The organism is Micromonospora parastrephiae (assembly GCF_016802865.1).
In the GTDB taxonomy this organism is placed as follows: domain Bacteria; phylum Actinomycetota; class Actinomycetes; order Mycobacteriales; family Micromonosporaceae; genus Micromonospora; species Micromonospora parastrephiae.
Genome location: NZ_JAEVHM010000194.1, coordinates 1 through 9,913, shown reverse-complemented (window position 1 = coordinate 9,913; position 9,913 = coordinate 1). Strand labels below are relative to the sequence as shown.

Genomic DNA, 9,913 nt, shown 5'->3' with positions numbered 1-9,913 from the left:
CGTGCAGGCGCAGCTGGGGCACCAGCATGTCGTCGACGTCAAGCGCGCGGGCCGCGCCGTCGGGCTCCCAGCCGGTGCTGGTGAGGAACTTGCGGGTCGCCTCGTCACCGTCGAACGCCCAGGCCACGGCCCGGCGCAGGCCGTCCTCGCGCCACAGGTCGACGGTGGCGGCGAGCAGCCGGCTACCGTGCCCGCGCCGGCCCCACCGCGGCTCGACCAGCAGGTCGGTCACGGCGGCCACGTCCGGGCCGAGCGCGTCGGCCGGCTCGCCCGGGGCCAGCGCCTCGCCGTCGGCCGGGCCGGAGGCGGCGAACCCCACCAGATACGATTGCTCGGCCTGTTCGACGGCGACCAGCACCCGGTGCGCGCCCGAGGGCGGCTCCAGCACCGCGGCGCTCCACCGCCGGGCGAGGAACGCCTCGTCCAGGTTGTCGAGCACGTGCCGAGGCAGGATCCGGCGGTACGCGACCCGCCAGGTCGCGAGCTGGATGCGTGCGATTTCGCCGGCGTCCTCGGGACGCGCCGGGCGGACGTACCCGAGAGCCATGGGACGGAAGCCTACGCAGGGCCAGGGAGGCGACGGTGGCGCAGGGTGCCAACAGGACGGCCGTGCAGGTCGTCGGGGTGGTGGTGCTCGCCGCGGCGGTCACCGCGTTCCTCGCCGTCGCGGCGGTGCGGCACGGATTCTTCGACCTGAAGGTCTACTACGGCGCGTTGACGTGGTGGGTGCACGACGGCGGGGAGATCTACGACTACCTCAAGCCGAACACCCAGTACGGCTTCACGTATCCACCGTTCGCCGCGCTGGTCATGCTGCCGATGGCGTACCTGCCGTGGCCGGCCGCGATCGTGGTGAGCGTCCTCGCCAGCGTGGCCACCACCACGGTCCTGATCTGGTGGCTGGTCGACCCGATCGCCCGGCGGGCCGGCTGGACCCGGTGGTTCGCCCTCGCCGTGGCGCTCTGCCTGGCTGCCGCGTTCGAGCCGATGCGGGAGACGGTCAACTTCGGCCAGGTCAACACGCTGCTGCTCTTCCTGGTGGCGGTGGACCTGCTGCGGCTGCTGCCGACCGGGAACCGGTGGGCGGGTGTGGGCATCGGACTGGCCACCGCGATCAAACTGACGCCGGGCATCTTCATCGTCTACCTGCTGGTCACCGGGCGGTGGCGCGCGGCCCTCACCGCCAGCGGCGCGGCCGCCGGGGTGTCCCTGCTGGCCGGCGCGCTGTTCCCGGACGCGTCCCGGGAGTTCTGGACCGAGGCGCTGTGGAACACCGGCCGGGTGGGCGAGCTGGCGTTCGTGTCCAACCAGTCGCTGCGCGGGGTGGTCGCCCGGCTCGACCCGCTACACCCGAGCACGCTGCTGTGGCTGCTGCTCGTGCTCGGCACCCTGGCGCTGTGGGCCTGGCGGTCCCGGGCGGCCGTCGCGGCCGGCGACGAGGCGACCGGCCTGGCGCTGACCGGCGCGGTGATGTGCCTGGTCAGCCCGGTTACCTGGGTACACCACCTGGTCTGGCTGCTGCCCGCGCTGATCCTGCTGGTCGACAACGCGACGGCCGCGCCGGCCGGTCGCCGCCGGCGCGTCCTGCTGGCCGCCGCGACCATCGGGTACGTGCTGCTGATCAGCCGCACGGTGTGGTTCTGGGAGAAGGACTTCACCGGCGTCGACGGCTTCCTGGGCAGCAACGCCTACGTCTGGATCAGCCTGGCGCTGCTGGCCTTCCTGCCGGTGCGCCGCTGGCTGACCCCGGGCGGGTCAGTCGTCGAGACGTCCGGCGTACCGCAGCTCGACGAGCCCGACCGGCGAGCCCCCGCCGGCGAGCGGCACCTGGTAGGTCGACTGCTCACCGTCCGGTGACAGCCCGGCCCGCTCACAGAACCGGCGGGCCCGCCGGTTGTCCGCCAGCACCCACAGCCGGTAGCCGGTCCAGCCTCGTTCGCTGAGCCCGGCGCGGGCGGCGTCGAGCAGCGCGGCGGCCGTCCCGTCGCCCCAGAACGCCGGCTCCACGTAGAGCGCCAGCACCTCGCCGACGGCCGGGTCCAGGTCGTCGCGGTCCTGGTTGCGGCGGTACGGCCCGAAGGTCGTGAAGCCGACGACCAGGCCGTCCACCTCACCGAGCAGGGTGGTGAACGGGTGCTCGGGGTCGGCCGTGCCGACGTCACGGCGGCGTTGCGCCCAGGCCGCGACGTTGAGCCGTCCGAGGACCTCGTCCGGCATGAAGCCGGCGTAGCCCGCCTGCCAGCCGTGCACGTGCACCCGGGCGACCGCCTCCGCGTCGTCCGGCTCCTCCCGACGGATGGTCAGCATTGCACCGTTCTATGCCCCGATGACGGTCCGAGTCCAGCTTCCCGCACCGAAGTCGTACCCATGAATTAGGGTCGCCGACGATGGCCGCACCGGAATCACTCTCGCTCGCCCAGGCCCGCCGGGTGGCGCTCGCCGCCCAGGGCTTCGCCGACCCGCCGCCGGCCGGCGTGCCCACCCGCCGGCACCTGCGCCGGGTGCTCGACCGGGTCGGCCTCATCCAGATGGACTCGGTCAACGTGCTGCAACGCGCGCACTACCTGCCGCTCTACAGCCGGCTCGGACCGTACCCGACGACACTGCTCGACCAGGCCGCCTACCGCCGCCCGCGCGACCTGTTCGAGTACTGGGGCCACGAGGCGTCGCTCGTCCCGGTCGACCTGCACCCGATGCTGCGGTGGCGGATGGCCCGGGCGCACAGCGAGTCCTGGGGCGGCATGCGGCGCATCGCCCAGGAGCAGCCGGAGCTGGTCGCCTGGGTGCGCGACGAGGTGGCGGCGCGGGGTCCGTTGACCGCCGCCGAGATCGAGCACGACGCGCCCCGCGAGACCGGCAACTGGGGCTGGAACTGGTCGGCGGTCAAGCGGGCGTTGGAGTTCCTGTTTTGGGCGGGTGAGGTGACCGCCGCGGAGCGCACCACCTCCTTCGCGCGCCGCTACGACCTGCCGGAGCGGGTGCTGCCGGCGGCCGTGCTGGAGGCGCCCACCCCGACCGACGCCGAGGCGTACCGCGTGCTGGTGGCCCTCGCCGCGCGGTCGCTCGGGGTGGCCGCCGAGCCGGAGCTGCGCGACTACTTCCGGCTGCCGCTGGCCGGCGCCCGACAGGCCGTCGCGGAGCTGGCCGAGGCCGGCGAGCTGGTGCCGGTCACCGTGGCGGGCTGGCGGCAGCCGGCCTGGCTGCACGCCTCCGCCCGACTGCCCCGCTGGGTCCGGGGCAACACGCTGGTCAGCCCGTTCGACCCCTTGATCTGGGAACGCGCCCGCGCCGAGCGGCTCTTCGACTTCAGCTACCGGATCGAGATCTACGTTCCGGCGCCGCAGCGGGTGTACGGCTACTACGTGCTGCCCTTCCTCCAGGGCGACCGGTTCACCGCCCGGGTCGACCTGAAGGCTGACCGTAAGGCCGGTGTGCTGCTGGTGCCGGCGGCATGGTTGGAGCCCGGCGCCGACGCGGGGGAGACCGCGGTGGCGCTCGCCGCCGAGCTGTACCGGCTCGCCGGCTGGCTCGGGCTGGACGCGGTGGCGCCGCCCGCCGCCGGCGACCTGGCCGGTCCGCTCACCGCCGCGTTGGCCGGCGTGTCCGGTGTACCGTGAGCGGGTGACGAGCGTTCCCGGACCGGTCGACCAGCCGCAGCCCGCAGCCGGAGCGGTCCACACAGTGCCGGCAGATCGGATGAGCGCGGGTCCCGGCGACGCGGGTCCGGTCGGCTGGCCGACGCCTCCGCCGGGTGGCTACCCGGCCCCGGAGCCGGACCGGCTCACCCGCTTCGTGCTGCGGCTCTACGAGCGTTCGCCGCGCTGGGCGGTGCCCCTGGCCGCGGTCGGCTGTGTCGCTGCCGGCATGAGCTACGCGCTGCTCAGCAATCCGACCCACGCCGACCCGGACGCCGCGCCGACCTGCCTGCTCAAGCTGACCACCGGGCTGGACTGTCCGGGCTGCGGTGGCACCCGCGCGCTCTGGTACGTGCTGCACGGCGACCTGCCGGCGGCCGCCCGGCACCATTTCCTGTTCGTCTTCGCGCTGCCGTTCCTCGCGTACCTCTTCGTGGCCTGGGCGGGCAACCAGGCGTTCGGATGGCGGCTGCCGGAGCTGCGGATCAGCTCCAAGGTCATCGGTGGCTTCCTGGCCGCGTGGCTCGCCTTCTCGGTGCTGCGCAACCTGCCCTGGGCACCGTTCACCTCGCTCTACGTCTGACCCGACCCGCCCGGGCGCGCCGGTCCGCTGGCCCGCGCGTCACGTGATCGACATTGCAGGGGGCGCGCCTGAGTTGGGCCGGGAGGCACCGCGCCACTACAGTCCCAGGCATGCCGGAGATGGTGCAGCCCCAGGTCAAGTTGATCGCGTGGACCCAGTTCGCGGCCCCGGACGACGTGCCGTGGTCGACCGACGCGGAGGGTGGCCAGGCGCTCGCCGAGTTCGCTGGTCGAGCCTGTTACCAGTCGTGGAAGAAGCCGAACCCGGCGACCGCCACCAACGCCGGCTACCTGGCGAACATCCTCGAGGTCGGGCACCTCTCGGTGCTGGAGCACGGGTCGGTGACCTTCTACTTCACCGGGGTGTCCCGCTCGTTCACCCATGAGCTGATCCGGCACCGGCACTTCTCGTACTCCCAGCTCTCCCAGCGCTACGTCCCGGAGCGGAACGCGGCCATGGTCGAGCCGGCGGTCATCGCCGACGACCCGGAGCTGCACAAGAGGTTCGTGGAGGCCGCCGAGGCCAGCGTTCGGGCGTACACCGAGTTGCTGGAGGGCCTCGAGCAGCGCTTCTCCGACGAGCCCAACCCCACGCTGCGCCGCAAGCAGGCCCGGCAGGCGGCCCGGGCGGTGCTGCCCAACGCCACCGAGACCCGGATCGTGGTCAGCGGCAACTACCGGGCCTGGCGGCACTTCATCGCCATGCGGGCCACCGAGCACGCCGACGTCGAGATCCGTGAGCTGGCCGTGGAGTGCCTCCGTCAGCTCCAGGGGGTAGCCCCGAACGTCTTCGCCGACTTCGTGATCTCCACGCTGTCGGACGGCACCGAGGTGGCGGCCAGCCCGCACGAGGCGTCCTGAGCCCTTCCCCGGCAGGCCCCGGCTGGTCGTCCGCTAGGTTGGAGGGTATGACGCACGACCACCCTGACGCCGCGGCCCGACCGGTGTCCCGCCCCTTCGGCCGGCTACTCACGGCCATGGTGACCCCGCTCACCCCCGACGGATCGCTCGACCTCGACGGCGTCGCCCGGCTGGCGAGCCACCTGGTCGACGAGCAGGGCAACGACGCGCTGGTGGTCAACGGCACCACCGGCGAGTCGCCGACCACCACCGACGCGGAGAAGGAACAGCTGATCCGTGCCGTGGTGGAGGCCGTCGGTGACCGCGCCAAGGTGGTCGCCGGGGTCGGCACCAACGACACCCGGCACACCATCGAGCTGGCCGCCTCCGCCGAGAAGGCCGGCGCGCACGGTCTGCTGGTGGTCACCCCGTACTACAGCAAGCCGCCGCAGAGCGGACTGCTGCGGCACTTCACCGCGGTGGCCGACGCCACCGGACTGCCGGTGATGCTGTACGACATCCCGCACCGCTCCGGCGTGCCGATCGACACCGAGACGCTGGTCCGGCTCGCCGAGCACGGCCGGATCGTCGCGGTCAAGGACGCCAAGAGCGACCTGACCGCCACCAGCTGGGTCACCAGCCGGACCGCCCTCGCCTTCTACTGCGGCGACGATGCCCTCACCCTTCCGGCGCTGGCCGTCGGATCCGTGGGCGTGGTCGGCACCTCGACGCACTTCACCGGGGCGCTGACCGCACAGATGATCGAGGCGTACGACGCGGGGGACATGCCGACCGCGCTCGCCCTGCACCGGCGGCTGCTTCCGCTGTTCACCGGCATCTTCCGCACCCAGGGCACCATCCTGGTGAAGGCGGGCCTGGCGTCGCTGGGCCTGCCGGCCGGCCCGGTGCGACCCCCGCTCGTGGACGCCACCACCGACGAGATCGCTCAGCTGCGCGCGGACTTCGCGGCAGCGGGCCTGGAGCTACCCGAATGATCGAACGACACGATGGGCGCCGAGTGACGGCGTCGCAGAATGAGGTGGACGCGTGACCGAGGCGCACATCGAGGCGGAACTACCCCCGCCGCTGCCGGAGGGCGGCCTGCGGATCATCCCGCTCGGCGGGCTCGGCGCCATCGGTCGGAACATGACCGTCTTCGAGTACGACGGCAAGCTGCTGATCGTCGACTGCGGGGTGCTCTTCCCCGACGTGGAGCAGCCGGGCGTGGACCTGATCCTGCCCGACTTCGGCCCGATCCTGGACCGGCTGGCCGACGTCCAGGCGATCGTGCTGACCCACGGTCACGAGGACCACATCGGCGCGGTGCCGTACCTGCTCGCCCACAAGCCCGACATCCCCCTGGTGGGCTCCCAGTTCACCCTCGCCCTGGTCGAGGCGAAGCTCGCCGAGCGGCGGATCCAGCCGTACACGCTGACCGTGCGGGAGGGCGGCCGGGAGCGGCTCGGCCCGTTCGAGTGCGAGTTCTTCGCGGTCAACCACTCCATCCCGGACGCCCTCGCGGTGGCCATCCGCACCCCCGCCGGCCTGGTGCTGCACACCGGCGACTTCAAGATGGACCAGCTCCCGCTGGACGGGCGGATCACCGACCTGGCCGGGTTCGCCCGGCTCGGCGCCGAAGGCGTCGACCTGCTGCTCTCCGACTCCACCAACGCGGAGATCCCCGGTTTCGTCACCCCCGAGCGGGAAATCGGACCGGTCCTCGACTCGATCTTCGCGAAGGCCAAGGGTCGGATCATCGTGGCCTCGTTCGCCTCGCACGTGCACCGCGTGCAGCAGGTCTTCGACTCCGCCGCGGAGCACGGCCGCAAGGTCGCTCTGATCGGCCGATCCATGGTGCGCAACATGGGCATCGCGCGGGATCTCGGCCTGCTCAACATTCCCGCCGGCCTGGTCGTCGGGATCGAGGAGGCGACCACGCTGCCGCCGGAGCAGATCGTGCTCATGTCCACCGGTTCGCAGGGTGAGCCGATGAGCGCGCTGGGCCGGATGGCCAGCGGCGACCACCGGCACATCACCATCGCCCCCGGCGACACCGTCGTGCTGGCGTCCTCCCTCGTGCCGGGCAACGAGACCTCGGTCTACCGGGTGATCAACCGCCTGGCCCGGGCGGGCGCGGTGGTCGTGCACAAGGACGTGGCCAAGGTGCACGTCTCCGGGCACGCCCCCGCCGGGGAGCTGCTCTACCTGCTCAACGTGGTCCGGCCGAGCAACCTGATGCCGGTGCACGGCGAGTGGCGCCACCTGCGCGCGCACGCCCGCCTCGGTGTGGAGTCCGGGGTGGCCGCCGACCGGGTGGTGCTCTGCGAGGACGGCGACGTCGTCGATCTGGTCGAGGGCCGAGCCAGCCTCGTCGGGCACGTGAAGAGCCGGTACGTCTACGTCGACGGGCTCGCCGTCGGCGACGTCAGCGAGTCCCTGCTCACCGAACGGCGGATCCTCGGCGACGGCGGTTTCATCGCCACCACCGTGGTCGTCGACTCGGTCACCGGCAAGGTCGTCGCCGGTCCGACGCTGTCCGCGAAGGGCTTCTCCGAGGACCCGGAGGCGTTCAACCCGGTGATCCCGCTGGTCACCGAGGCGCTCAACCGGGCGGCGGCGGACGGCATCACCGATCCGCACCAGCTCCAGCAGATCGTCCGGCGGACCGTGGGGCGGTGGGTCAACGACGCGTACCGTCGTCGCCCGATGATCGTGCCCACCGTCGTCGAGGTCTGACACACGTGACCGGGCCGGCCGCCGACATCCCCCGTGGATGTCGGTGACCGGCCCGGATCCTGTTGTGCGCGCGCTCCGGCTCAGCCCCGCGACATCCGGCGGCGCAGCACCAGCAGCCCGGCCCCGACGGCCAACAGCGCCGCGCCGATGAGGCCGTACGTGCTGCCGGACGGCCCGGTGCGGGGCAGCTGCGCCGCCTCCGGGGTGGACGTGCTCGGCGCGGACGTGGTCGCCGTGGCGGTCGGACCGGCCGGTGGCGGGGTCGTGGCGTCGCCGGCACCGGAGCCGCCAGCGCCGCCGATGCGAAGCGTCAACGCGGTGTCCTCGTTGGTGTAGCGGTTGCTGGGGGAGAGCGAGAGCCGGACGGTCTTCGCGCCCCCGGTGACCGTCAGCCGCACGTCGAAGTCGTCGGTGGCGCCGTCGGCGAGCACGCGTTGCCGCAGGATCTCGCAGCCCACGCCGTTCATCCGGCCGCTGTCGGAGCAGGCCGGCGACGTCACCCGCACCCCCGTCGGGGTGGTGATGTTGAACGAGTAACCGCCGATGTCGAACGTGCCGGTGTTCGTCACCCGCACCCGTACCGTCGTCGTGCCGTTGACGACCGGGGTGGCGGTGGCCCGCAGCCGCAACGACGTGCGGTCCGGCCAGTTGATCCGGAAGTCGGTGAACCGGTCGGTGACACCGGCGGCGTCGCGGCCGGCGACCGAGCCCCACGCGTTCACCCCGAAGACCGGCTCGGGGGTGGAGGACCGCACCGTCATCCGGTACGTGCGCTCACCCCGGGCCGGCAGCTCCGCGCCGCCGCAGAGCCAGGTACGCGGCGTGCCGGCGATGGTCCGGCAGTCCCCGCCCGAGGTCGGGTCGACGAAGGCCGGCAGGCGCAGCAGGAAGAAGCCCTTCGCCGCCGCGGTGCCCGGGTTCTTGACGGTGACCTCCAACGGGCCGGACGGGAACCAGGGGTCGTTGGCGAGGAAGACGAGGTCGCCGCGCGCGGTGATGGTGGGCGCGGCGGTCGCGCTCGGCGACGCGGTCGGGGTCGCAGTCGGCGCGGCGATGGCCGGCCCGGCGAGGGCGGGCGCGAGGAGCAGGGTGGCGGCGAGGAGGCCGGAGCTGAGGAGGCGGTTCATGGTGACTCCCGAGGTGTGCGGTCGGTGATGGCCGTACCACATCGACCGGGCGGTCCCGGTTGCGTGCTGTCAGATGTCGCACAGTCGGGCCTCGACCTGCAACCGAATGCCCGGTCCGTCTATCAGGGCAGCGCGGCGACCGCCTCGGCATAGGCGACGCCGGTCGCGATGGCGGCGTCCACCAGCACCCCGAGCTGCGCCGGGGCCACCCCGTGAGCCAGGTCGGTGGCCACGTCGCCGGCCAGCACCAGTTCCTCACCGAGGTCGTGCGCGTACGCCTTGGGCAGCAGCCGGTCGTGGTTCCAGGCGTTGCAGAAGGCGTACACCTCGGCGCGGCGGGTCGCCGGCAGCCGGCGGGCGGCCATGGCGCGGGCGTGCAGCACCTCGCCGCGCTCACCGGCCCGACGGAACTGGATCATCACCGCGCCCCACCACCCGATCACGGTGCGCCCTCGTCCACCACGTACCGGTCTCCGCGTCGGTCCAACGCGGCCGTGATCATGTCGATGGTCAGCGTCGCCAACTCGCGCTCGTCGTCGGTGTCGGGCTCGGTTCCGTCGTCGGCGGGCTCGTCGTCGGCGGGCAGGGGCACCGGGGCCGCCACGGGCCGCTCGGCCAGCCAGGCGGCCATCCGCCCGGAGTGGTGGCCGGTGCCGTTGCGGGCGTCGAAGCTGCCCGCGAGCTCGTTGGCGATGGCGAGCAGCAGCGCGCCGAGGGTGGCGACGTCCAGGTCGGTGGCCGGCCGCCCGCCGTACGCCGGGCGGGACACCGTACGCAGGCCGAGCCCGGCCTCGACGGCCAGCGCGCAGACCAGCGCGGCGGCGGCGGCGAACTCCATCGCGGCGAGGTCGTCGGTGGGCTGGTCCAATCGGGGTAGCTGCTCGGCCAGGATCGTCAGGCCGCGTTCCAGGTGCCCGCCCAGGGCGCAGAACCGCAGGTGCGCGGCGAGGTGCGGGAACGCCGCGCGCTCGCGCCGGTGCCGCCGGTACGCCC

9 protein-coding genes and 1 pseudogene are annotated in these 9,913 nt (G+C 73.1%); 6 read left to right on the top strand and 4 right to left on the bottom strand.

Features of this window, described 5'->3' with window-relative positions; all coding sequences use genetic code 11:
- Positions 1–547, bottom strand: a 547-nt coding sequence (locus tag JNW91_RS26245) for a GNAT family N-acetyltransferase (RefSeq protein WP_203178048.1), incomplete at its 3' end; no start/stop codon positions are given.
- 35 nt (positions 548–582) lie between these two features.
- On the opposite strand from JNW91_RS26245, the gene JNW91_RS26240 reads away from it, so the two are divergent.
- Complete coding sequence (locus JNW91_RS26240; RefSeq protein WP_203178046.1) at positions 583–1,857, top strand: glycosyltransferase 87 family protein; 1,275 nt, start codon at positions 583–585, stop codon at positions 1,855–1,857.
- On the opposite strand, the gene JNW91_RS26235 is transcribed toward JNW91_RS26240, so the two are convergent.
- Positions 1,756–2,307 carry a GNAT family N-acetyltransferase gene (locus JNW91_RS26235; protein ID WP_203178044.1) on the bottom strand — a complete coding sequence of 184 codons (552 nt, stop codon included), beginning with the start codon at positions 2,305–2,307 and terminating at the stop codon, positions 1,756–1,758. The two genes, JNW91_RS26240 and JNW91_RS26235, sit on opposite strands and share 102 nt — an antisense overlap.
- 80 nt (positions 2,308–2,387) lie before the next feature.
- On the opposite strand from JNW91_RS26235, the gene JNW91_RS26230 reads away from it, so the two are divergent.
- The 5 genes from JNW91_RS26230 to JNW91_RS26210 all read left to right on the top strand — a co-directional run bounded on the left by JNW91_RS26230 (position 2,388) and on the right by JNW91_RS26210 (position 7,793).
- A complete protein-coding gene (locus JNW91_RS26230) occupies positions 2,388–3,617 on the top strand; it encodes a winged helix-turn-helix domain-containing protein (RefSeq protein ID WP_203178042.1) in 1,230 nt (409 codons plus the stop codon).
- A 79-nt stretch (positions 3,618–3,696) separates the two neighbouring features.
- On the top strand, positions 3,697–4,218 hold the full coding sequence (locus JNW91_RS26225; RefSeq protein ID WP_238425734.1) for a DUF2752 domain-containing protein: 522 nt from the start codon (positions 3,697–3,699) through the stop codon (positions 4,216–4,218).
- A gap of 119 nt (positions 4,219–4,337) precedes the next feature.
- Entirely contained in the window at positions 4,338–5,078 is a 741-nt protein-coding gene (thyX, locus tag JNW91_RS26220) for an FAD-dependent thymidylate synthase (protein ID WP_203178050.1), read from the top strand.
- A 47-nt stretch (positions 5,079–5,125) separates the two neighbouring features.
- The gene (dapA, locus tag JNW91_RS26215; protein ID WP_203178039.1) at positions 5,126–6,052 is read left to right on the top strand and encodes a 4-hydroxy-tetrahydrodipicolinate synthase; all 927 of its coding nucleotides are present in this window, start codon (positions 5,126–5,128) and stop codon (positions 6,050–6,052) included.
- Positions 6,053–6,104: 52 nt separating this feature from the next.
- Positions 6,105–7,793, top strand: coding sequence for a ribonuclease J (locus tag JNW91_RS26210; protein WP_203178038.1), 1,689 nt, complete (start codon positions 6,105–6,107; stop codon positions 7,791–7,793).
- A gap of 80 nt (positions 7,794–7,873) precedes the next feature.
- Here JNW91_RS26210 and JNW91_RS26205 read toward each other — a convergent pair whose 3' ends face one another.
- Together JNW91_RS26205 and JNW91_RS26200 are read right to left on the bottom strand one after the other, a co-directional pair.
- A complete protein-coding gene (locus JNW91_RS26205; RefSeq protein WP_203178037.1) occupies positions 7,874–8,920 on the bottom strand; it encodes an LPXTG cell wall anchor domain-containing protein in 1,047 nt (348 codons plus the stop codon).
- A 122-nt stretch (positions 8,921–9,042) separates the two neighbouring features.
- Positions 9,043–9,913 (bottom strand): annotated as a pseudogene (locus tag JNW91_RS26200) (YbjN domain-containing protein); the annotation flags it as partial.